The organism is Gordonia sp. NPDC003429, from assembly GCF_053588575.1.
Genome location: NZ_JBSFQF010000005.1, coordinates 251,117 through 272,445, shown reverse-complemented (window position 1 = coordinate 272,445; position 21,329 = coordinate 251,117). Strand labels below are relative to the sequence as shown.

19 protein-coding genes and 1 tRNA gene are annotated in these 21,329 nt (G+C 67.9%); 11 read left to right on the top strand and 9 right to left on the bottom strand.

The genetic code is table 11. The annotated features are described in order from the left end of the window. Window positions 1-171 precede the first annotated feature (171 nt). Window positions 172-990, bottom strand: a complete 819-nt coding sequence (locus tag ACWDSI_RS09155) for a hypothetical protein (protein WP_449746355.1) — start codon at window positions 988-990, stop codon at window positions 172-174. Between the two features lie 102 nt (window positions 991-1,092). Here ACWDSI_RS09155 and ACWDSI_RS09150 point away from each other — a divergent pair, with 102 nt between their 5' ends. Genes ACWDSI_RS09150 through ACWDSI_RS09140 form a run of 3 tightly spaced genes read left to right on the top strand, consistent with a single transcriptional unit; the run spans window position 1,093 to window position 3,567 of the window. Next, window positions 1,093-1,923, top strand: a complete 831-nt coding sequence (locus ACWDSI_RS09150; RefSeq protein ID WP_449756331.1) for a DUF3097 domain-containing protein — start codon at window positions 1,093-1,095, stop codon at window positions 1,921-1,923. A gap of 60 nt (window positions 1,924-1,983) precedes the next feature. Then, window positions 1,984-2,412, top strand: a complete 429-nt coding sequence (locus ACWDSI_RS09145; RefSeq protein WP_449746353.1) for an NfeD family protein — start codon at window positions 1,984-1,986, stop codon at window positions 2,410-2,412. Window positions 2,413-2,418: 6 nt separating this feature from the next. Continuing rightward, on the top strand, window positions 2,419-3,567 hold the full coding sequence (locus ACWDSI_RS09140) for an SPFH domain-containing protein (protein ID WP_449746352.1): 1,149 nt from the start codon (window positions 2,419-2,421) through the stop codon (window positions 3,565-3,567). Between the two features lie 3 nt (window positions 3,568-3,570). Here the strand turns inward: ACWDSI_RS09140 and ACWDSI_RS09135 are convergent, their stop codons facing one another. Beyond that, window positions 3,571-4,905, bottom strand: a complete 1,335-nt coding sequence (locus ACWDSI_RS09135; protein ID WP_449756330.1) for an alpha/beta hydrolase — start codon at window positions 4,903-4,905, stop codon at window positions 3,571-3,573. A gap of 18 nt (window positions 4,906-4,923) precedes the next feature. Continuing rightward, complete coding sequence (locus tag ACWDSI_RS09130) at window positions 4,924-5,646, bottom strand: TVP38/TMEM64 family protein (protein ID WP_449756342.1); 723 nt, start codon at window positions 5,644-5,646, stop codon at window positions 4,924-4,926. A gap of 151 nt (window positions 5,647-5,797) precedes the next feature. Between ACWDSI_RS09130 and ACWDSI_RS09125 the strand changes: the two genes are divergently transcribed. Genes ACWDSI_RS09125 through meaB form a run of 3 tightly spaced genes read left to right on the top strand, consistent with a single transcriptional unit; the run spans window position 5,798 to window position 10,976 of the window. Further along, window positions 5,798-7,720 carry a methylmalonyl-CoA mutase family protein gene (locus ACWDSI_RS09125; protein WP_449756329.1) on the top strand — a complete coding sequence of 641 codons (1,923 nt, stop codon included), beginning with the start codon at window positions 5,798-5,800 and terminating at the stop codon, window positions 7,718-7,720. Continuing rightward, the gene (gene scpA, locus ACWDSI_RS09120) at window positions 7,717-9,984 is read left to right on the top strand and encodes a methylmalonyl-CoA mutase (RefSeq protein WP_449756328.1); all 2,268 of its coding nucleotides are present in this window, start codon (window positions 7,717-7,719) and stop codon (window positions 9,982-9,984) included. The genes ACWDSI_RS09125 and scpA overlap by 4 nt, the downstream gene beginning before the upstream one ends. Beyond that, window positions 9,984-10,976 (top strand): methylmalonyl Co-A mutase-associated GTPase MeaB, encoded by a 993-nt coding sequence (gene meaB, locus ACWDSI_RS09115; protein WP_449746348.1) that lies wholly within the window; start codon window positions 9,984-9,986, stop codon window positions 10,974-10,976. Before scpA ends, meaB begins: the two co-directional genes overlap by 1 nt. Before the next feature lie 81 nt (window positions 10,977-11,057). Here the strand turns inward: meaB and ACWDSI_RS09110 are convergent, their stop codons facing one another. Further along, the gene (locus ACWDSI_RS09110; protein WP_449756327.1) at window positions 11,058-11,252 is read right to left on the bottom strand and encodes a hypothetical protein; all 195 of its coding nucleotides are present in this window, start codon (window positions 11,250-11,252) and stop codon (window positions 11,058-11,060) included. 167 nt (window positions 11,253-11,419) lie between these two features. On the opposite strand from ACWDSI_RS09110, the gene ACWDSI_RS09105 reads away from it, so the two are divergent. Together ACWDSI_RS09105 and ACWDSI_RS09100 are read left to right on the top strand one after the other, a co-directional pair. Continuing rightward, on the top strand, window positions 11,420-12,793 hold the full coding sequence (locus ACWDSI_RS09105) for a hypothetical protein (RefSeq protein WP_449756326.1): 1,374 nt from the start codon (window positions 11,420-11,422) through the stop codon (window positions 12,791-12,793). Then, window positions 12,790-13,995, top strand: a complete 1,206-nt coding sequence (locus ACWDSI_RS09100) for a lipase family protein (RefSeq protein WP_449756325.1) — start codon at window positions 12,790-12,792, stop codon at window positions 13,993-13,995. The genes ACWDSI_RS09105 and ACWDSI_RS09100 overlap by 4 nt, the downstream gene beginning before the upstream one ends. Before the next feature lie 10 nt (window positions 13,996-14,005). On the opposite strand, the gene ACWDSI_RS09095 is transcribed toward ACWDSI_RS09100, so the two are convergent. From ACWDSI_RS09095 to ACWDSI_RS09080, 4 genes are read right to left on the bottom strand one after another with little or no spacing between them, the layout of a single operon-like run. Then, the gene (locus tag ACWDSI_RS09095; protein ID WP_449756324.1) at window positions 14,006-15,013 is read right to left on the bottom strand and encodes an ABC transporter substrate-binding protein; all 1,008 of its coding nucleotides are present in this window, start codon (window positions 15,011-15,013) and stop codon (window positions 14,006-14,008) included. A gap of 14 nt (window positions 15,014-15,027) precedes the next feature. Continuing rightward, window positions 15,028-16,299, bottom strand: coding sequence for an enterobactin transporter EntS (gene entS / locus ACWDSI_RS09090; protein WP_449756323.1), 1,272 nt, complete (start codon window positions 16,297-16,299; stop codon window positions 15,028-15,030). A 4-nt stretch (window positions 16,300-16,303) separates the two neighbouring features. Then, window positions 16,304-17,254 carry an LLM class F420-dependent oxidoreductase gene (locus tag ACWDSI_RS09085; protein WP_449756322.1) on the bottom strand — a complete coding sequence of 317 codons (951 nt, stop codon included), beginning with the start codon at window positions 17,252-17,254 and terminating at the stop codon, window positions 16,304-16,306. Between the two features lie 10 nt (window positions 17,255-17,264). Further along, the gene (locus ACWDSI_RS09080) at window positions 17,265-18,299 is read right to left on the bottom strand and encodes a nucleoside hydrolase (protein WP_449746341.1); all 1,035 of its coding nucleotides are present in this window, start codon (window positions 18,297-18,299) and stop codon (window positions 17,265-17,267) included. 57 nt (window positions 18,300-18,356) lie between these two features. Between ACWDSI_RS09080 and ACWDSI_RS09075 the strand changes: the two genes are divergently transcribed. Beyond that, window positions 18,357-19,208, top strand: a complete 852-nt coding sequence (locus ACWDSI_RS09075; protein ID WP_449746340.1) for a mechanosensitive ion channel family protein — start codon at window positions 18,357-18,359, stop codon at window positions 19,206-19,208. On the opposite strand, the gene ACWDSI_RS09070 is transcribed toward ACWDSI_RS09075, so the two are convergent. Beyond that, window positions 19,187-19,275, bottom strand: a tRNA-Leu gene (locus ACWDSI_RS09070). The two genes, ACWDSI_RS09075 and ACWDSI_RS09070, sit on opposite strands and share 22 nt — an antisense overlap. Before the next feature lie 99 nt (window positions 19,276-19,374). Here ACWDSI_RS09070 and ACWDSI_RS09065 point away from each other — a divergent pair. Together ACWDSI_RS09065 and ACWDSI_RS09060 are read left to right on the top strand one after the other, a co-directional pair. After that, complete coding sequence (locus tag ACWDSI_RS09065) at window positions 19,375-20,721, top strand: M20/M25/M40 family metallo-hydrolase (RefSeq protein ID WP_449746339.1); 1,347 nt, start codon at window positions 19,375-19,377, stop codon at window positions 20,719-20,721. Between the two features lie 40 nt (window positions 20,722-20,761). Then, window positions 20,762-21,307: a YbhB/YbcL family Raf kinase inhibitor-like protein gene (locus tag ACWDSI_RS09060; RefSeq protein ID WP_449746338.1), complete on the top strand. Its 546-nt coding sequence runs from the start codon at window positions 20,762-20,764 to the stop codon at window positions 21,305-21,307. Window positions 21,308-21,329 lie beyond the last annotated feature (22 nt).

Genomic DNA, 21,329 nt, shown 5'->3' with positions numbered 1-21,329 from the left:
CCATCACGCAGGCCAAGAGCCGGGGCCGCAGAATTCGCCATAGCCAATTCTCTCAAACCACGAACCATAAACTAATTAACGACACGCGACACTAGTGTCCTGGAGCGCTAGTGTCCTGGAGCGCTGGGATCCTCGGGCACTGGGATTCTCGGGCACTGGGATTCTGGAGCGCTAACGTTCGACCGGGAGGTGCTCGGCAATCACGCGATTGACCGCCGCGGCGCGAGCGGTGTGCGCCAACCCGACCAGTCGCCGTAATTCGCCGTCACCGGCGTGCAGTTGACCGGACGTGGATCCGAAACTGACGCCGCCGGAATCGGCCATCGTCACGATCGCCTCCACCTGCGCGGCGCTGTCGATGATGCGGGTGGCCCGCGCGTCGTCGTGCGGGGGCAACTCCACTTGATGTCGCAGCGTCAGTGTGCGCAGCGTGCCGCGCAGATCCGACGGTCCACTGACCCGCAGCGTCCCCAGGCTGCCGATCAGGGCGGTTGCCTCGGAAACCGATTGTCGGAGTTGATGTTCGATCTCGCCCACACTCGGCACCGGATCGACGGGCAGCGGCGCGGGGTAGCGGTGCACGATCCACCGGCACCCGTCACCGTCGGGTTCGGGAATCACGGCCACGGGTCCGGTCGCTGCCCCGGACGTCGGGATGGACAAGCCGGGGCCGTCGACGAGGAGTACCTCGCCGGCACCATATGCCGCCTGCGTGGCGGGGCCCGGTGGGAGGCCGTGCGGATCGCCGGGGGCGGGCAGCCGAACCGACATGTACCGGGCGCCCCGGAGCAGGGAAAGCAGACCCAACACACCCACCGAACTGTCAGATCGGCCGTCTCGACGATCGTCGACCACATGCCGGGAGCCGAACATCGCGAGCGTGTCGGCGACGTCGTCGGGAGAACACCGGCCAGCGACCCAGGCCGCCGACCAGCCACCCAGCGCACACGCCGGCCAGGCGCGGCTCACGGTGCGGTCGGTACTGGTCACGATCGACCACGATACCGACCGACCGGCGCGCGCGTCGGCTGCCGACGATCGGCACGGCGTGGCTGCCCCGGTCGTGCGGAGGCGGCGCATAGCGTGTGCGACGTGACAGACGATCGATACGGACCCGACGTGCTCGCCAGACCTCGCCGCACCCCGCCGCGGGTACCGGAGGTGGCGGCCGAGCACGATCTCGTGGTCGAGGACGCGGCAACCGGTTTCTGTGGTGCCGTGGTCGGATTGGAGAAGAGCTACTCCGGTGATCTCGTGCGGCTCGAGGACCGGCACGGCACCACGCGTGTGTTCCTGATGCTGCCCGCCGCCTTCCTCGTCGACGGCGCCCCGGTCACGCTGGTGAAGCCAAGGGTACGTGGTCCACAGGCCCCGGTGCGCACCGCGTCGGGTTCACGCGCGGCGCCCCGGCAGCGGGCACGGCAGGCCAGGGCGAGCCGGATTTTCGTGGAGGGTGTGCACGACGCCACCCTGCTGGAGCGGGTGTGGGGCGCGGACCTGCGCGCGGAGGGCGTCGTGGTGGAAAGCCTCGACGGTCTCGACAATCTCGCGGCATCGCTGGCCGACTTCGATCCCGCCCCGCACCGGCGGGTGGGCGTGCTCGTCGATCACCTCGTCGCCGGTTCCAAGGAGGAACGGCTGACCGCATCGGTCGGGGAGCACGTGCTGGTGTGCGGCCACCCGTACATCGATGTCTGGCAGGCGGTCAAACCCGCATCGGTGCGGATCGAGGCCTGGCCCGACGTGCCGCGCGGCGAGGACTGGAAGACCGGCGTGTGCCGCCGATTGCGTTGGGGCACACCGCAAGACGGGTGGCGCCGGGTGTTGTCGGGGGTGTCGGGTTTTCGTGACCTCGAGGTACCGCTACTGCGGTCGGTGGAGGAACTGATCGATTTCGTCACCGCGGCGGAATCCGACGCCTGACCATCGCGGAGCGGCGCATAAGGCCACCGGACGATCCGGGAGATCTGGCAGACTGGATTCATGAGCGCCCTGCTGTGGCTTGCCGCCGTGGTCGTGCTGCTGATCGCCGAGATGTTCAGTGGCGACCTCGTGCTGCTCATGCTCGCCGGCGGTGCATTGTCGGCCGCCGGGGTCGACTACTTCTTCGACACCCCGGTGTGGGTTGACGGACTGGTGTTCGCGGTGGTGTCGGTGCTGCTGGTGGCCGGGGTGCGCCCGGTGGCCAAGCGGCACATGCTCAGTCGCCCCAAGGTGTTGACCAACACCGAGGCGCTCGAGGGCCGTACCGCGGTGGTCACCGAACAGGTCGATGAGCACGACGGCCGGGTGAAGATCGGCGGCGACATCTGGTCGGCGCGGACGATGAACGCGGGAGAGGTCATCGAGGCCGGCGCTCACGTGACAGTTGTCGAGATCGACGGCGCTACCGCCGTCGTGTGGAGAGGGTGAGCCGGGATGGAATACGTCGGACTCGGGATCGTGGTGCTGCTGGTCCTGCTCGTGGTGGTGGTGCTGGCCAAATCGGTGGCCCTCATCCCACAGGCGGAGGCGGCGGTCATCGAGCGTCTGGGTCGCTACACCCGCACGGTGTCGGGTCAGTTGACACTGCTGCTGCCCTTCATCGACCGCATCCGTGCGCGCGTGGACATTCGTGAGCGCGTCGTGTCGTTTCCGCCGCAGCCGGTGATCACCGAGGACAATCTGACGCTCTCGATCGACACCGTGGTGTATTTCCAGGTGACCAATCCGCGGTCGGCGGTGTACGAGATCGACGACTACATCGCCGGCGTGGAGCAGCTCACCATCACCACATTGCGCAACGTGGTGGGCGGGATGACGCTGGAGGAGACCCTCACCTCGCGCGACTCCATCAACGGGCAGCTGCGCGGCGTCCTCGACGAGGCCACCGGTCGGTGGGGCCTGCGGGTGGCGCGGGTGGAACTGAAATCGATCATGCCGCCGCCGTCGATCCAGGAATCGATGGAGAAGCAGATGAAGGCCGACCGCGAGAAGCGGGCGACCATTCTGGCCGCCGAGGGTCAGCGCGAGTCGGCGATCAAGACGGCCGAGGGCAACAAGCAGAGTCAGATCCTCGCCGCCGAGGGTGCCAAGCAGGCGGCGATCCTGGCGGCCGAGGCCGACCGGCAGTCGAGGATCCTGCGCGCCCAGGGCGACCGGGCGGCGCTCTACCTGAAAGCCCAAGGCGAGGCGAAGGCGATCGAGAAGACGTTCGCCGCGGTCAAGGCGTCCAAGCCCACACCGGAACTCCTGGCCTACCAATACCTGCAGACCTTGCCGGAGATGGCCAAGGGCGAGGCCAGCAAGGTGTGGGTGGTGCCGTCCGATTTCGGTTCTGCACTGCAGGGATTCGCGAAATCCTTCGGCGCGCAGGGCGACGACGGTGTGTTCCGATACGAGCCACCGGCGAGCGACGAGGTGCCGCAGGTCGACGAGTCGGAGACCGACGACTGGTTCTCGCTCGCATCAGACCCCAAGGTGGCGCAGGCCGTCGCCGAAGCCGAAGCGGTGGCCCGCACCCCGGTGGCACCGGAGATCCAGGCCCCCCGTCCGGCCCGGTCGGTGCTTCCGCAGCAGCCGGAGTAGCGCTCACGCCGGGATCGGCGTCGAAGACCGTTCGGCAGCCGGTAGCCCGAGCCTGCGTGCGAGCGGGGCGAACCCGCGGTGGAACGCCCGCTCGGCGAACTGCCATGTGTGACCACCATGCGCGAGGTGGATCGAGCAGTCGATGTCCACCGCTCTTCCCTCGGCACACAATTCGCGTGCCGCCGCGAGTTCGGGAGCATGCCCGAGATCGGCACCGGCGGACCGGGAGCGGGCGGCGATGGCCTCGTCGAACCACCCGCCGACACCGGTGTAGTTCCCGTGGCGGCCCATCACCGTCATCGGGTCGAAGTCGTCGTAGGCGTCGGTGTCACCGCCGAACAGGGCGTCGACCGTCTGCGCGCGGTCCCCGGCGTTGGGTGCCACATCGCCGGCGATGTCCTCGAAGGTCGAGAACAGCTCCGGATGTTCGGTCACCAGATCCACCGCACAGGTCCCGCCCATCGAAAAGCCGACCACACCCCAGCCGGCGCCTGCGGGATCGGCGGCGAAATGGCGGATCACATACGGCCGCACCTCGTCGACGAGGTGAGTGGCCACCCGTCCGCGCGGACCGTCGACGCATTCGGTGTCGTTGCCGAAACTGCCGCTCACGTCGGGGAAGACGAGGATGGGCGACATCCCGTCGTGGCGGTGCGCATAGCTGTCCGCGTCGGACACCGCATCGCCGATCCGGATCCAATCGGCGGGCGTGTTGAACTCACCGCCGATCATCATCACCGCGGGCAGGCGTGGAGGGTTGCGTCCGCGGAACCAGGCCGGCGGCAGGTACGCGTACTCGGTGCGGTGCACGAAACCGCTCGTGGCCGACCCGGCGTCGATCGGCACCACCGAGCCGTCGGCCCGGTACGAGTTGCGGGCAGAGGTCAGCGCGGCAAGGTCGACGCTGTGCGCCACCGACCCGCCGCTGAGCTGATCCCAGGCCTCGTCGACGGTGGGGAAGTAGCCGATCCACTGGTTGAGGGTGAGCGCCGCGGCCAGGGAAGTGAGTACCACCGCGGCCGCCGAGGCTGCGCGACGCCACCACCGGGTGTGCGCGACACCGAGGATCGCGACGGCGATCGCGAACCCGCTCGCCCCGACCCACCACCAGAACCGGGCAGGTGCCGGGTCGCCGGCGACACCCGGCGAGGTCCAGTACAGGTGGGTCACCACGACGCACGACGTGCCGAACGCGGCAGCGAGAGGCACCCAGAGCGCCCACCACCGACCCGAGCGACGCGCCACCACCACGACGAGTGCGACAACAGCCGCCACCTCGACGACCAGCGGCACATACCCCGAGATCAGCGACACCCCTGACTGTGTCTGATCACCCACTGGGAAAACGATCCGCGTTCAGTCTGGGAGATTGCCCTCGGATAGGTGTGATTCGCATGAGGAAACCGGCATCCGCGCGTCGAAGAGCAGACCGACGACGCCAACGGCGAAGAACGACGCGCTCAGCAGGAGCAGCATGGGGTTGGTCTGGCCGGTCATCGCGTCACCGAGCAACACGACGGCGATCGTGCCGGGTGCCATTCCGATCACCGATGCCACCACGAACGGCAGCAGCCGCACCGACGACACGCCGGCGCACCAGTTCACCAGCCAGAACGGGCAGATCGGAATCAACCGCAACGATCCGATGGCCAGCCAGCCGCGACTGCGCAACCGTGAATCCACCGCCATCACCACCGGTCGTTTCAGGTGCGGGGCCACCCTCTCGCGGCCCGCCCAGCGCGCGAGCAGGAAGGCGCAGATCGCGGCGGTGGTGGCCGCGCACATGGCGCCGGCGAGGCCCACCACCGGACCGAAGAGCACACCCGACATCACCGTGAACACCGTGCGCGGGATGGGAAAGATCGTCACCATTACGTAGGCGAGAAAGAACGTCCAGACGAATGCCGGCCCGAGCTGCTCTCCCCAGTCCCGGACGCTGGCCACCGACGGAATGGGCACGAGGTACGAAAGCACGAGGAGGGCGCAAATCGCCGCGAAGCCGATGAGCGCGTTACGGATCTTGTCGCGCCGACCACTACGGAGTGGAGGTGCGGTCACCACGTCGACACCGCTCGACATCGGGTCCGTCACCTCAGTGTTCACGGAGTCGAGCATAACGCCGGCCGCGGTGGGACTCGGCGAACGAACCGAGCGACCGATCGGCTAATGTCGGTAACGCGCTCGACACGAGCATCACGGAGGTGCGCCAGACCACATGAGTCCAGACCACATGAGTGATGAACCGGACCGATCCGAATCGGATGCAGCCCTCGAGGAGGCCTACCGCTCCTGGTCGACGGCCGCGGCGAAGGTGCTGGCCAAATCGCGCCGCGTGGAGGTCGACGACCTGCCCGACACGCCCGAGGCGATGCTGTCCACCGACACCGCCGACGGTCTCGTCATCCGCCCGCTCTACACGCGCCGCGACGAGCGCCCCGAACCCGGGCTGCCCGGAGGGTTTCCCTACGTGCGCGGTGCCGACGCCGCCCGCGACGTCACCATGGGATGGCGGGTCACCGAACGCTTCGGTGACGATCCGGGAGCCTCTGCCGAGCAGATCAACGCCGACATCCTCGACGCCATGGGCAACGGCGCCAGCGGCCTGTGGCTGTCGGTGGGCGGGGCCATCACCGTCGACAACCTCGCCGCGGTGCTCGACGGGGTGTACCTCGACCTCATCCCGGTCACCCTCGACGCCGGCGCCGACGGCATCACCGCTGCCACCGCCTTCGCGGCGGTCCGCGCGGCCGCCGACACGGCGCCGCAACCGGCGCCGCCCACCGTCGCCACCACCGACTCCCTGGGCCTCTCGCCGCTGACCGCGGCGTTCTCCGGTCGGCCCACCGTCGACCCCGACGAGGCCACCGCGCTCGTCGCCGGAGGCGGCGGCGATCGTGCGGGTATCCGCGGATTCCGGGTCGACGGCGCCGATTTCGCCACCGCCGGCGCCGACAACGGCCTCGAACTTGCGCTCATCGTCGCTGCCGCGCTCACCCATCTGCGCGACCTCACCACCGCCGGTCTCACCCCGGCACAAGCACTCGCGCAGATCTCGTTCGCCGTGTCCGTCGACGACGACCAGTTCGCCACGATCGCCAAACTCCGTGCGCTGCGCAAGATGTGGGGGCGGGTCGCGGACGTGGTCGGCGCTCGCGACGCGGGAGCTGCGATCACCCATGCGGTCACCGACCTGTCGATGTACACCCAGCGCGATCCGTGGGTGAATATGCTGCGCAGCACCGTCGCCGCATTCGGCGCGGGTGTCGGTGGAGCCGACCAGGTGACCGTGCTCGGCTTCGATGCCGCGATTCCCGCCGACATGCGCACCTCCGGCGCGCGGTTCTCCCGCCGGATCGCGCGCAACACGCAGTTGCTGCTGCTCGAGGAATCGAATGTGGGGCGTGTGCTCGACCCCGCGGGCGGCTCCTGGTTCGTGGAGAGCCTCACCGACGATCTGGCCGCCAATGCCTGGGCGGTGTTCACCGACATCGAAGGACTCGGTGGCTACCGTTCGGCACTCGACTCCGGCTGGATCACCGACCGTGTGGGAACGTCGTTGGCCACCCGCGATATCGAGGTGGCCCATCGGCGCAGTCCGGTCACCGGTGTCAGTGAATTTCCCAATCTCGACGAGAAACCACTCGGCGCCGCGGTGGCAGCGACGACCGAGGTGGTGGCGGGCACGCCGCGGCTGGCGCGGGTGGGCCGGGCGTTCGAGGAACTGCGAGACCGTTCGGACGCGGTTCTCGCCGCCACCGGACGCCGTCCCACGGTGCTGCTGTTGCCGTTGGGTAGCGTCGCCGAACACAATGCCCGAACCACCTTCGTCGCCAATCTTCTTGCCGCGGGCGGTATCTCGGTCACCAACCCGGGACCACTCGCCCCCGACGACATCACCTCGGTGGCTGCGCAGGCCGACGTTGCCGTGATCTGCGGCAGCAAGTCTCGCTACGCCGAGGACGGGCAGGCCGCGTTGGCCGCCGCCCGCGCCGCCGGAGCCGGCCGCATACTGTTCGCCGGACCCGACCGAGAATGGCCCAGCGGGGATCGGCCCGACGGGTCGCTACGCATCGGTATCGATGCCATCGCTGTGCTCACCGATCTGTTCGACACGCTCACCTCGGTGACGGCCACCACGGGAGGGACGGCATGACCGATACGCAGAACCGGGCCACGATCGGCAGTTTCGTCGACGTCGACCTCGACGCCGTGGAGCCGGCGACGACCGCCCCCCACACCCCGACCCCCGACACCCCGACCCCCCACACCCCGACCCCCGACACCCCGGCCGACGAGATCTGGAGCACGCCGGAACAGATCGACGTCAAACCTCTCTACACCAGGGCCGACCGCGACGCGGTGACCCGCGGCGGCGAGCACCCCTATCCGCTCGACACCATTCCCGGTGCGCCGCCGTTCCTGCGTGGGCCGTATCCGACGATGTACGTCAACCAGCCGTGGACGATCCGGCAGTACGCCGGATTCTCCACCGCCGCCGAATCCAACGCCTTCTACCGGCGTAACCTCGCCGCAGGCCAGAAGGGCCTGTCGGTGGCCTTCGACCTCGCCACCCACCGCGGCTACGACTCCGACCATCCGCGCGTGGCCGGCGACGTCGGCATGGCCGGTGTGGCCATCGACTCCATCCTCGACATGCGTCAGCTCTTCGACGGCATCGACCTGGGTTCGGTGTCGGTGTCGATGACCATGAACGGTGCGGTGCTGCCCATCCTGGCGCTGTACGTGGTGGCCGCCGAGGAGCAGGGTGTGCCGCCGGAGAAGCTCGCCGGGACCATCCAGAACGACATCCTCAAAGAGTTCATGGTCCGCAACACCTACATCTACCCGCCGAAGCCGTCGATGCGGATCATCTCCAACATCTTTGAATTCACCAGCCAGAAGATGCCGCGCTTCAATTCCATCTCGATCTCCGGATACCACATCCAGGAGGCCGGGGCCACCGCGGACCTCGAGCTCGCGTACACGTTGGCCGACGGCGTGGAGTACATCCGCGCCGGCCTCGACGCAGGCCTCGACATCGACAAGTTCGCACCCCGGTTGTCGTTCTTCTGGGGGATCGGGATGAACTTTTTCATGGAGGTGGCCAAGCTGCGTGCGGCGCGGCTGCTGTGGAGCGAACTCGTCGCGCAGTTCGATCCAAGGAACCCGAAATCCCGCTCGTTGCGCACACATTCGCAGACGTCGGGATGGTCGCTGACCGCGCAGGACGTGTTCAACAACGTGGCGCGCACCTGCGTGGAGGCGATGGCGGCCACGCAGGGACACACCCAGTCGCTGCACACCAACGCTCTCGACGAGGCGCTGGCACTGCCCACCGACTTCTCGGCGCGCATCGCCCGCAACACCCAGCTGCTGCTGCAGCAGGAGTCGGGAACCACGCGACCCATCGACCCGTGGGCGGGCTCGAACTACGTCGAGTGGCTCACCGCGCAGCTCGCCGACAAGGCCCGCGCCCACATCGCCGAGGTCGAGGAGACCGGCGGCATGGCGCAGGCGATCAACGAGGGCCTGCCCAAACTGCGCATCGAGGAGGCGGCCGCCCGCACCCAGGCGCGGATCGACTCCGGCCAGCAGCCGGTGATCGGGGTGAACAAGTACCGGGTGGACGAGGACGAGCACATCGAGGTGCTCAAGGTGGAGAACTCCAAGGTGCGCGCCGAGCAGTTGGAGAAACTGCAACGGCTGCGCGCCGGCCGCGACCAGTCCGCCGTCGACGCCGCACTCGCCGACCTGACCCGGGCTGCCGCATCGACCGACGGTGGCATGGAGAACAACCTGATGGCGCTCGCGATCGAGGCGGCGCGCCGCCAGGCGACGGTCGGCGAGATCTCCGCCGCGCTGGAAAAGGTCTATGGTCGCCATCAGGCGGAGATCAAGACCATCAGCGGGGTGTACCGACATGAGGCCGGCGACGTGAGCAACATCGACGCGGCGATGGAGATCGTGCGGCAGTTCGCCGAGGCCGAGGGTCGCAGGCCCCGCGTCCTCATCGCGAAGATGGGGCAGGACGGTCACGACCGCGGCCAGAAGGTGATCGCGACCGCGTTCGCCGACCTCGGCTTCGACGTCGACGTGGGCCCCCTGTTCCAGACGCCGGAGGAGGTGGCCGCGCAGGCCGCCGACAACGATGTGCACGTGGTGGGCGTGTCGTCGCTGGCGGCAGGGCATCTCACCCTCGTGCCTGCGCTGCGTCAGGCGCTGGCCGACGTGGGTCGCGACGACATCATGATCGTGGTCGGCGGGGTCATCCCGCCGGGCGACTTCCAGGAGCTCTACGACGCGGGTGCGGCGGCGATCTTCCCGCCCGGCACCGTCATCGCCGATTCCGCGGTCGAATTGGTGACCAAACTCGCCGACAGCCTCGACCTCGAGCTTCCGGGGGTGGCGGCCGGCTGATGGGAGCGCGTCGCATCGATGTCGATGCTCTCACCGAGTCGGTGCTCGCCGGCCGACGTGCCGATCTCGCGCGCGCGATCACCCTGGTCGAATCGACCCGACCCGATCATCGGCACGCCGCACAGGAGCTGCTGCTGCGGCTCACCCCCCACGCGGGGAACTCGTTCCGGGTCGGCATCACCGGGGTGCCCGGCGTGGGCAAATCCACCACGATCGAGGCGCTCGGCATGGACCTCATCGCGCAGGGCCACCGGGTGGCGGTGCTGGCCGTGGATCCGTCGTCGACGCGCACCGGGGGATCGATCCTCGGCGACAAGACACGCATGGGACGGTTGTCGGTGCATCCCGACGCCTACGTGCGTCCCTCACCGACGTCGGGCACCCTCGGCGGGGTGGCCAAGGCGACTCGCGAGTCGATCGTGCTGGTGGAGGCGGCCGGATTCGACGTGGTGCTCGTGGAGACGGTCGGCGTGGGCCAGTCCGAGGTGACGGTGGCCAACATGGTGGACACCTTCACCTTCCTCACGCTCGCGCGGACCGGGGATTCGCTGCAGGGCATCAAGAAGGGCGTGCTCGAGCTCGCCGACGTGATCGTGGTGAACAAAGCCGACGGGAAACACCTCACCGAGGCGAAATCGGCTGCCCGCGAACTGAAGAACGCGCTCAAGCTGATCTATCCGCATGACGCGCTGTGGTTTCCGCCGGTGCTGACGATGAGCGCCATCGAACACACCGGGGTCGCCGAGTACTGGGACGCCGTGCAGCGTCATCACGAAACCCTGGTGGCGGCAGGCGAATTCGCGGCCCGACGCAACCGTCAGCAGATCGACTGGATGTGGGAGATGGCCCGCGAGACCGTGTTGTCGCGGCTCGCTGACTCGGCGGCGGTCAAGGCGGAGCGAGACGAGATCGAAGCACAGGTGGCCGACGAGCGGTTGACGCCCGCACTCGGCGCGCAACGGATCGTCGAGGTCTTCGACCAGGGTCGATGACCGGTGTCTCCGACCAGGGTCGATGACCGGTGTCTCCGACACCTGGGGCATGACAGCGGGTCCGCGGGTTCTCCCGCGTGTTCACCGTTCCCAGTTCTGCTGGACGAAACCGGTGACCTTGGTGATGTCACCGGACGGCAACGTGCCGCCGTCGGAGTCGGTGAGTGTCCGGATGAAGTAGCACGGACTGGTCACCCCGACGCGCAGCCCGAGGACACCGGCGAGGGCCAGAGCGGCGGCGCCCAGCAACGGCCGACACAATCGGAAAATGCTCATCTTCCTGCCTTTGGCACGAGTTCTTCTGCCGCGGTGCGCTTGACCAACGCTACGCACGCGGACCCGGGCACTCGACCGGGCTGCTGCCGCCCACCGCGGCCGGGGCGAGAACCCACCTGATACTTTGCTTAGGATCACCTAAGTAATCGGGTTGGGGGTTCTCGCGCATGTTTCGCCGTCTGACCATCATCGTGCTCGCGGCGGTCCTCACGGTCGGGTACGTCGAGAGTCATGGTTCGCTTGTCGCGCCCGCCGGGGCCTCCCCGAGCACGACGCATCCCGGCACGGCCACCGACGCCCGGTGTGTCGGATCGGATTTCGCGACGCTGGGAAAGATCTACGACGCCGTCTTCGATTCCTTCGTTCCCCGCCTGCCGCCGCAGGTGCGGCGGGACAAGGACAGGATCAAGGCGCAGGCGCACCGCGACATGGACCGAGTGCGCGTCTCGAACATGCTGGTGTCCAATCATCCCGGCCAACTCGGTGCGCAGCGCGGCGATCCGATCACCCGCTACCGTGATCCGATTTCGCTGTACGTGGTCTCGCAACTGCTGAACGTGCGGCATGGCAAGCAGTTCCAGGCGATCACGATGGAGAACCTCACCCTTGCCCAGGCCGTGGAGACGGCCTGGTTGCTGATCTACGCCACCGTGATCATTCCGCTCACCGTGGTGTTGAGCGCGGTGCCGAACATCGCTCCCGTCTGGGGGCCGATCACCGTGCGTTTCCTGGTCACGCTGCCCTTCTACCTCGGCATCTACGGTGCACGTTATCTCTACCAGTTCATCTCCAACGCCCTGGTGAACTCGTGCCTTGTCTCCATGACGAAGACCGAGCGCGACCGCGCCGGTCAACCGGTCAAGGATCTGCGGTTCTCCGGTGCCGTGCCGGCATTCGTCGACGACATCGCGGGTCAGGTCGATCTGGCCGACCAGAAGGGCTGCGCACCCATCGGCGATCAGCCCATGTCGCGGATCGTCCGCCGCGTGACGACGTACCTGACCGACACGAACACCGACCCGGCAACCCGCACCATGATCGAGGCCGTCGCCAAGGACGTCGAACACCGGATGCGCGCCACTCGGGTGCCGGTGAACCTGATTCCCGCCGATCCCGCGGACTACAACCAGATCGAGGGAGTCATCTCGCTGCTTGGCGGCTACGTAGCACCCGACATCCCGATCACCATCGGGGACAACACCTTCGGGATCGGAACAGGCGGCGCACCGCTCGACATCGTCATCGGATTGATCCACAACATCAACCACGGCAAGAACATGGGGGAACAGGTGTCGCTCTGGGATCTACCGGTCACGAAGTCAATGACTGCGGCCTACTACACGATGTATGTCAGCATCTATGTCACCCAGGTGATCTACGCGAACGCGCTCCCGTTGGCGCTGCCCGGCATCGCCAACCTCGTCCCACGCCCTTTCGGATTGTTCTACGCGCCGCTGAACTTCGGCTTCACCGCCTACCACAACGTGCTGCGGTCGATGTGCTTCGCCGAGGACAAGCGAGTGGAGGTGGCCGTCGCATGACTTCGCGACAGACATTCAGGGGGGTGCTCATCGCGGCGCTCACCCCGTGCCTCATCACCGTTGGACTGGTCACCGTTGGACTCGTCACCGCCGGCGCCGTCGGAGCGGCCCCCGTCGCGACCACGTCTCCCACCCCGCACCGCGGCGCGGGAGACGTGGTGGCCACCACCGACATCACCGACCGCGCCGACGCGAAGGTCGCCGGCGCCGCCCGCGTGATCTCGATGACATATCTGTCGGAAGGCGCCGACGGCACGCTCGTGCCGGTGCGGGGCACCGTGATGATCCCCTCGGCACCGCCACGGCCCGGAGGGTGGCGCGTGCTCGGATACGCCCACGGCACGGCAGGGCTCGGCGACGGATGCGCCGTCACGCACCGGATGGGACATCAAGGGCGCTACGACGACTGGCTCGGGCCGTGGCTGAAGGACGGCTACGTCGTCACCGCGACCGAATACGCGGGCGTCGGCGGGCCGGGCGCGCATGCCTACCTCGACGGCGCGGTGGCCGGCAAGAATGTCCTCGACTCGGTGCGCGCCGCCCGGACGGTGGTGGCGCAACGCGCGGGACGCACCTCGACCGCATTCGTCACCGATGGTGGCTCTCAGGGCGGGCACGCCTCGCTGTGGGCGTCCAACATCGCCCCGTCGTACACACCGGAACTGACCCAGGTCGGCGGGGTCGCCAACTCACCGCCCATCGGGATCGCCGACTACTTCGGGGCCCTGCGGCCGGGATTCCCACCGATCGCGGTGCCCGACTACGTCACCTACTTCTCGTATGTGCTTGCCGGGCTCGCGGCCGCACGACCCGACGTGGACATCGACTCCTACCTGACGCCGGTGGGGCGCAGAGTGATCGCCGAGGCGTCGACCCGGTGTTATCCCGATCAGGGGCGCGCCACCGCAGGGATGACGGTGGGGCAACTCATCGCGCGGCCGCTCGCCGACGGGCCGCTCATCCCGGCGCTGCGCGCCGTCACCGACGTGCCCACGACGGGCTACCGGTCGCCGTTGCTGATTCAGCAGGGAGTCCTCGATCCGGTGGCGTTCGCGCCGCTGACCGCGCGCTTCGTGACCGAGGCACGCGCCAACGGGGCCGACATCGATTTCCGGACGGCACCCACCGGTCACGGCCTGGGGGCATGGGCGGAGACCGACGCACTACGGTGGGCGAACCGCCTTGGGTGGCCCGCCAGTTGAACGCGCGGACCTACAGACGCGCGGCGACGGGCTCGAGCAGCCCGATCACGTAGGTGACCGACGGGGCGCTGGGGACTCCGAACGCGGGTGCGTTGTCGTTGGTCAGGTACACCACGGTGTTGTCACGCGCCGCCTTCAGGTTGTCCCATCCGGGAACACGCTGATACACCGAATCCGTGCCGAGACTCCACGCGACGAGCAGGTCGGAGTTGAGCAGATCGACACGTTCGGGTGAGATCAGCGCGCGAGTCGCCGTGCCGGTCTGTTCGGCGGCCAACGCCGGATTCAGCACGAATCCGAGTTGCGCGAGAAGCCCGGCGGCGGAGTCCTTCGTGGAGTTGATCGCGCCGATCTGGCCGGTCGGCCCGAACTGGGCGAAGGTGAACGTCTTGCCCACAGCAGTGGGATGATCCGCCTTGAACCGTGCGATGTCGGCATTGGTGGTGGACACGAGTTTCTCTGCCGCGGACTGCTTCTCGAAGATCTTGCCGGTGGTGGTCGCGATGTCTTCCCATGAGTCGACGGTGGCGCCGGTGCGCATCACCGGAATGGTCGGGGCCACCGAGCTCAGACGTTCGTACGCCTTGCGGTCGCCGAGGTAGCCGGCCAGGATCAGATCGGGTTTGTACGCGGCAAGCTCGGATACGCCGAGCGTGGAGATCGAACCGACCACCTTGATGTCGGAGGCGTGCTTCGGCGTCCACGCGAACGTGTTGCCCGGTCCGGCATATCCCCGCTCTTTGAACTCGGCGGTGATGGGCACACCCAACGCGGCGAGGGTGTCGGTCCAACTGCTGTTCAGGCTGACCACGCGTATGGGGCGCTTGTCGATCGTCGTGGTTCCGTACTCGTGTGGAATGGTCACCGCGGTGTAGGGACTCGACGAACTCGGCGAATCGTCCTCGGCGGGAGTCGAGCACGCCGCGACGAGTGTGACGAGCAGCGCCGTCGCGGCGACGACGAGCGCGCGCAGGGTGGTCGAGGCAGGATGGTCGCGGGAAAGGCGCAGCGGAGACATTTGCTCAGGCTAGCCTAACCTACATTCCTTTCGGCCTCGGGGCTCGCCTCGTCGACTCCTATCGACGAGCGCAGCACCAGCGTTGTCCCGAGCGACAGCACGAGCATCACGATCCCGTAGTAGACGATGGCGGTCGAGGCCACCCAGATCGTGCCGAACACGCCGGCAACGAGGGCGCCGACCGCGACACCCGCGACCTCTTGGGCCATCCAGATCCCATTGACCCGGCCCAGCAGGGGGCCGGGGGTGTGGTGCTGGATGAGGGCATATCGCAACACTTCGCCGACGGCTTCGAAGGACCCGATCATCACCAACACGATCAGCGCCGCCCAGAATGTCGGCGTCAGGCCGAACACTATCTGGGCCACGAAAGTCAGCATCAACGCCACGGCCAGCACGCGCCCCGGCCGCCGGACCGACGACAGCCATCCACTGGTCAGTGCCGCGATCATCGCGCCGACGGCGGCCGCCGTGTACAGCAGACCCGTGGCGCGCGCGTCATCGTCGAAACGCTGGGCCACCAGGGCGGGTAGCAGTGCGACCACGCCCGCGCCCAACATCGCGAGGACGCCGACGATCATCACACCGCCCACCGCGCGCTCGTGGAGGATGAACTTCAGGATCGAAACTGCTTGCGGGGGAGTCGAACCCGTTTTCGGTTCGCGCGCGGACGGCGGCATCGACGGCAGTCCGAACAGAATCAGCACGGTGAGTGTCGCGAGGCATGCGGCGATCACGAACGCCCACGCGACGCCTGCGCCGGCGATCACGAAGCCGGCGATGCCGGGGGAGACCGCAGAGCCGATCCGCACCGTCATGGAGCTCAGTGCGCCGACCGCCACGAGTTGCTCACGCGGTATCAGGGTGGGCACCACCGCCATCAACGCCGACGTCGACAGCGCTCCCACGAGACCGTCGACTCCGGCGAGCGCGTACAGCACGGCCATCAACGGCGTCCCGGGGACCACGCCGAAAGCGTTCGCCGCGAGCCCCGTGAACGACACCGCCGCACCCGATCGCCCGACCAGGATGAGCTTCTTGCGGTCGAAGCGGTCGGCGAGGGAGCCACCGAGGAGCATGCCGACGAACGTGCTGATGGCGGTGACCGCGGTGGCCGCCCCCACCTGGGCCGACGAGCCGGTGATCTCGTAGGTCTGCACCGGCACCGACACCAGCAGTAACCCGATGCCCACCAGCGAGATCAGGCGCGCTACGAAGATCCGCCGGAACGGTGCACTCTCGCGTAGCGGCGAGACGTCGACGAGCAGCGATCGCGCCGCGCGCACGCGGTCAGGCGACCACGCGTGCCAGCGTGTGGCCGAGCAGCGACACACGCCCCGGGATGTGACCGTTGGCGGGTGCGTTCACCGTGAAGCCGTCGATGCCGCTGACCTTGAGTGCCTCGAAGGCTTCGGCCACCTCGGCCGGATCGCCGACGATGGTGCCGGCCCGACGCACCTCGGCGGCGGGATTGCGGGCGAGATACGACTCGAGTTCGGCGACAGCGAGATCGTGGGTGGGAGCGATACAGGCGGAGGTCTGTAGCGTGACCGTGATCTCGGCCGGGTCGCGTCCGTAGGTCTCACAGTGGGCGGCGAGCGCATCGAGTTTGCGGCCGATGTCGGCCGGCGCGCAGATGAGATTCGATTCGTCGGCGTAGCGGGCCACCATCCGCAGCGTCTTCTTCTCGCCGCCACCGCCGATCATCACCGGGATCCGGCCCAGCGGTGCGGGGGAGTTGATCGCGTCACGGACCTGATACCACTTGCCCTGCAGCGACGGCTGCTCGCCGCGCAGCATCGGCAGGATGATCTGCAACGCCTCCTCGAGCTTTTCGAAGCGGTCGGTGAAGGTACCGAATTCGTAACCGAGAGAGTCGTGTTCGAGTTCGAACCACCCTGCGCCGATACCGAGCTGAGCGCGCCCCTCCGACACCAGGTCCAATGCGGTGACGATCTTGGCGAGCAGGGTGGGATTGCGATAGGTGTTGCCGGTGACCAGCGCCGACAGCCGCACCCGTGAGGTGTGCTGGGCCAGTGCCGCAAGCAGGGTGTAGCACTCGATCATCGGGTCGTCGGGCGTGCCGAGCATGGGCAGTTGATAGAAGTGGTCCATCACCAGCACGGTGTCGAATCCGGAGTTCTCCGCCTCCACCGCCTGCGCGGTGATGGTGGGAAACAGGTGGTCGGGCTTGATGTCGGGGTAGGTGAAGTTCGGGATCTGATAGCCGAGGCGAGTCACCTGACCCACGCTACGCGCGCGGATCCACGGTGCGCGCGAAACCGGCGAGGGTCTCGACGAGGTGATCGAGCACCGCGTCGACGTCGGCGGCAGTGGCGATGCGCGCATTCGGCGCCCCACCCCACATGCCCCGCTCGTCGGCCACCGTCATGCCGCGGGTCAGCGCGCCGCGCAGCTCCACACCCACCTGCGCGGCCGCCGTGGTCACGATCGCGGGGTCGAGGGCCACCATCGCCGCGAACGGATCGTGCAGGTGCGCGATGTAGCCCTCGTCATGGGCGTGGTGAAACTCCAGGTAGAAGCGCATGGCGTCGACGATGTGGCGGATCAGCTCGTTGTCGGCGACCGACCGCAGGCCCATCTCATCCGACGGATCCGGGCACTCGACCGGGCTGCTGCCGGCCGCCGCGGCCAGACGCACCAGATGGTCGGGGGTCAGCGCCACCGATTCGGTGAGATCCAGCGAACACACGATGGGGCTCGGCGCCCCACCGGTGCCGAATGCGGCGAACACCTCCGCGGCCGCCTCGGGATCGACGGCCACGTTCCATTCGGCGGTGGGCGTGGTGTTGCCGTGCACGTGGAAGGCGCCGCCCATCACCACCAGCCGCCGCAGCCGGGCAGGCAGCGCCGGATCTCGGCGGACGGCGGTGGCCAACGAGGTGAGCGGACCGGTCACCAGACCCACGAGTTCGCCGTCGTGTGTGCGTGCCGCGTCGATCCAGGCGTCCGCGGCATCGAGGTCCGCGGCGGTGAGATCGGTGGCCGGCAGCTCCGCGTATCCGATGCCGAGCGGGCCGTGGGTGTCCTCGGTGGTCATCAGCTCTGCCACCAACGGGGTTGGGGAGCCGCGGAACACCGGGATCTCCGGGCGCCGGCATACCGACAGCCACGCGAGGTTGTTGTCGGTGACCACATCGACGGGCACGTTGCCCGCAGTGCTGGCCACACCCACCAGGTTCACATCGGTGCGGGCCAGCAGGTACAGCAATGCGATCGAATCGTCGATGCCGGTGTCGCAGTCGAAGAACACATGCTGGGTCACCAGCCCATTCTGGCAGGGACACTTGAGAGATCGTGAATGATCCGTACGGTCGGTCACATGCACACCTACACAACGGCTTTCGAGTGGACTGACAAGAATCGCGAGTTGCTTGTGGAGAATCCGGTGCGGATCGCCGGATACGTGCTGGCGGCGCTGCTCGTCCGGTACGTGCTCCACCGGCTGATCGACCGGGCCACCCGCAGGCGTCTCGCCGGGCGCCGAGCGCAGCGGGCCCGCACCATCGGCTCGGTGCTGAAGTCCACCGTGTCGATCGTGCTGCTCACCTGGGCGGCGCTCGCGGTGCTGTCGGTGCTCGGCGTCAACATCGCGCCGTTCATCGCCTCCGCCGGTGTGGTGGGGCTGGCCGTCGGATTCGGTGCCCAGAACCTGGTGCGCGATTTCGTGACCGGCATCTTCATGCTCCTCGAGGACCAGTACGGGGTCGGTGACTTCGTGGACCTCGGTGAGGCGAGCGGCGAGGTGGAATCGGTGGGACTGCGGATCACCACGATCCGCGACCTCGACGGCACCCTCTGGTACGTGCGCAACGGTGAGATCGCCCGGGTGGGCAACATGAGCCAGGAGTACGCGGTGGCGCGGATCGAGGTGCCGGTGGCGTTGACCGCCGATGTGGACCGTGCCCAACAGGTGGCGCTCGAGGCGTCGCGCGAAGCCGTCGCCGACGAGCAGTTGGCGGTCGACGTGATCGGTGAACCGGAGATGCTCGGCGTGCAGGAGATCGCGCCGGACCTGTTGACGCTGCGAATCACGCTCACCACCCGGCCCAATGCGCAGTGGGCCGTGGCGCGGGTGTTGCGGCGGGAGATCCTGAGGTCGTTCGATGAGCACGGCATCGATCTGCCGTATCCCCAGGGACGTCTTGCTGCTGGTGTCCGAGGGGGGACTTGAACCCCCACGCCCGTTAATAGGGCACTAGCACCTCAAGCTAGCGCGTCTGCCATTCCGCCACTCGGACCAGTCGTCGGTGCCGCACCCGAAGGTGCCGCGTTCGCACCGGCGGCGATAACAGTAACCGAGGTTGCCGCGTTATCCCAAATCCCGTAGGAGTGTGGGAGTGACATCGGAGCCCGGGACAACACTCGCCGTCGACGAGGTTGTCGACATCGTCAGCACACTCATCCGGTTCGACACCAGCAACACCGGTGAACTCGAGACCACCCGCGGCGAGGAGGATTGCGCCAAATGGGTCGCGGCGATGCTCGAAGAGGTCGGCTACACCACCCAGTACGTGGAGTCGGGACAACCGGGCCGGGGCAACGTCTTCGCGCGGCTGGCCGGACCCGAGGACTCCGACCGTGGCGCATTGCTGATCCACGCCCACCTCGACGTCGTACCCGCCGAACCGGCCGACTGGAGCGTGCACCCCTTCTCCGGTTCGGTCTCCGACGGCTACATCTGGGGCCGCGGCGCGGTGGACATGAAGGACATGGCGGGTATGGCACTCGCACTGGCACGTCAGCTCAAACGCACCGGGACCGTGCCGCCGCGTGAACTCGTGTTCGCCTTCCTCGCCGACGAGGAGGCCGGCGGCACGTGGGGCGCGCACTGGCTGGTGGAACACCGCCCGGATCTGTTCGACGGCATCACCGAGGCCGTCGGCGAGGTGGGCGGCTACTCGCTGACCGTCGACCGGCCCGACGGCACCGAGCGTCGCCTCTACCTCATCGAGACCGCCGAGAAGGGGTTGTCGTGGATGCGACTGACCGCCGACGCGACGGCCGGGCACGGCTCGTTCCTGCACTCGGACAACGCGGTCACCGAAGTGGCCGCGGCTGTCGCCCGCATCGGACAGCACACCTTCCCGACGGTCATCAGTGACTCGGTGGCCGAATTCCTGCAGGCGGTGTCGGAGGAGACCGGCTGGGATCTGGGTCCCGACACCCCCGACCTGGAGACCGTGCTGTTCAAGCTCGGCAGTCTGGCCCGCATCCTCGGTGCCACGCTGCGCGACACCGCCAACCCCACCATGCTCAAGGCGGGATACAAGGCCAACGTCATCCCGCAGAAGGCCGAGGCCGTCGTGGATTGCCGGGTGCTGCCCGGCCGCCAGCGTGCCTTCGAGGCCGAGATCGACGAGCTGATCGGCCCCAACGTGACGCGCGAGTGGATCACCCACCTCGACTCGTACGAGACCACCTTCGACGGCGATCTGGTGGATGCGATGAACGACGCGATCCTCGCCTTCGACCCGCAGGGCCGCACCGTGCCCTACATGATGTCGGGAGGCACCGACGCCAAGGCGTTCGCGAAACTGGGGATCCGCTGCTTCGGATTCGCGCCGCTGCAGTTGCCGCCCGAACTGGATTTCGCCGCGCTCTTCCACGGCGTCGACGAACGTGTCCCGGTGGACGCGGTTCTGTTCGGCACCAAGGTATTCGAGCATTTTCTGCGGAACTGCTAGTCCGGCGCCGCTGGTCCGACCCCCCGAGAAAGGTGTTCTGATGTCGACGTTCGATCCCTATGAGGCGCTGCCCGCGCTGCCCGGATTCACCGTGACCTCCGAGAGCGTCATCGACGGTGCGCCCCTGCGTAATCCGCAGGTGAGTGGACTCATGGGAGCGGGGGGTGAAGACCGCTCGCCGCAACTGTCGTGGTCGGGATTCCCCTCGGATACCAAGAGTTTCGCGGTCACCGTGTACGACCCCGACGCCCCCACGGCCTCCGGCTTCTGGCACTGGGCCGTCGCCGACATCCCGGTGTCGGTGACCAGCCTGCCCGAGGGTGCCGGCGACGAGAACGGCAGCGGGCTGCCCGCCGGTGCGGTCACCCTCGCCAACGACGCCTCTCTGGCCCGCTTCGTCGGTGCCGCCCCGCCGCCCGGCCACGGTCCGCACCGCTATTTCATCGCGGTGCACGCGGTGGATGTCGAGTCGCTGGAACTGCCCGACGGCGCCACTCCGGCCTATCTCGGTTTCAACCTGTTCTCGCACGCCATCGGGCGTGCCGTGATCGTGGGAACCCACGAACAGCCCAGCGAGGACGTCTGACGGTTCGACGAGAACGGAGCCG